At 49.3% G+C, this 1,634-nt stretch carries 1 protein-coding gene; it reads left to right on the forward strand.

Going from position 1 to position 1,634, the window contains the following annotated elements:
- Window positions 1-1,583, forward strand: a 1,583-nt coding sequence (locus CX664_RS24565; RefSeq protein WP_146000316.1) for an RAP domain-containing protein, incomplete at its 5' end; no start/stop codon positions are given.
- Window positions 1,584-1,634 lie beyond the last annotated feature (51 nt).

The raw sequence follows: 1,634 nt of genomic DNA on the forward strand, positions 1-1,634 counted from the left end.
ATGGGCAGAAGCAAACACCTGAGTTCAAAGAAGCCGTGGCCGCGCTGTTGCCTCACTTAAACGCTCAGAAAGCTAACTTTAAGCCACAGGAAATCGCCAACCTGCTGTGGGCCATGGCGAAACTGGTGGGCAATGGGCAGAAGCAAACACCTGAGTTCAAAGAAGCCGTGGCCGCGCTGTTGCCCCACGTAAACGCACAGAAAGCTAACTTTAAACCACAGGAAATCGCCAATCTGCTGTGGGCCATGGCGAAACTGGTGGACAACGGGCAGAAGCAAACACCTGAGTTCAAAGAAGCCGTGGCCGCGCTGTTGCCCAAGGTAAACGCACAGAAAGCTAACTTTAAACCACAGGAAATCACCAACCTGCTGTGGGCCATGGCGAAACTGGTGGATAACAGGCATGAGTTGACACCAGTGCTCAAAGAAGCTGTTGCCGCACTGTTGCCCCATGTGAACGCACAAAAAAACCAATTTAATCCTCAGCATATAGCCAATCTGCTGTGGGCCATGGCAAAACTGGTGAACAGCAGGCAAGAGCGGACACCAGATCTCAACGAGGCCGTGGCCGCGCTGTTGCCCTACGTGAACGCACAAAAAGAACAATTTATTCCTCAGGCTATCGCTAACCTGCTGTGGGCCATGGCAAAACTCGTGGACAGCGGGCAGGAGGGGGCACCAAGGTTCAAAGAGGCCGTAGCCGCGCTATTGCCCCAGGTAAACGCACAGAAAGCTAACTTTAAACCACAGGAAATCGCCAACCTGCTGTGGGCCATTGCGAAACTGGGTGAATTCGTTGAGCTGAACGTGGCTACCTCTACGTTCGAATCGCTTGTCTGCCAAATCAGTGACAACCCTCAGCTCTCTCAGCAAGACATATTAATGTCTCTCTGGGGAGTAATGGTATGTTGTGCCAGGTTGTCTCTGGTCCCCAATGCCAATAAAAATAACGTGTTTGAAAAGCACATGGATGACCTGTTTACTCGCATGGAAAATACATTCCCAGACAATGAAGAAGAGCAATCCATCATTGCCATGGCCGCAAGTTGGCTTGGGAAACCTTGTCCGTTCGTCCCCCATTACCGGACAACCATGTCAAAACGTCAAATCAACTTCCACGATCAACTCAAATCACGCATTCCCTCTTTGAGGATTGAAGAAGAAAAAAGTCTGAACGCATTACATCCGGTAGACCTGCTACTGCCAGATCACAACATTGTGATTGAAGTTCAGGGACCGTCTCATTACGTGTGTGGTGATTTCAAAACCAGGAATGGCTCGACACTGCTTAAAATCGCACTGCTGCAAAAATCAGGATTTGAGGTTATTGAAATTCCGGTTAGCGAGCTTGGGAACCCGGATTCAATGAAACGATGTATTGATCACATAAAGACCAGGGTAGACACCCCGCTACAGGGGCATGCCTCTGTAGAGCTGAAAAGAGGGTGGGCAGATGAGGCATATATGACTACCGATAAAGGAAGGCAATCTTCAGATTACTTTCACTTGACCGCCGAAGAACATTCAGAAGAGCAAACCGGCAAGCCAAAAAGAAAAAAAAGGAAGAGAAACAACAGCCAGTAATCCCCTCCCTTCCAGCAATTCCCGACGATTACACGACAATATCCATAGCAG

It is taken from the genome of Endozoicomonas acroporae, assembly GCF_002864045.1.
Lineage (GTDB): Bacteria > Pseudomonadota > Gammaproteobacteria > Pseudomonadales > Endozoicomonadaceae > Endozoicomonas > Endozoicomonas acroporae.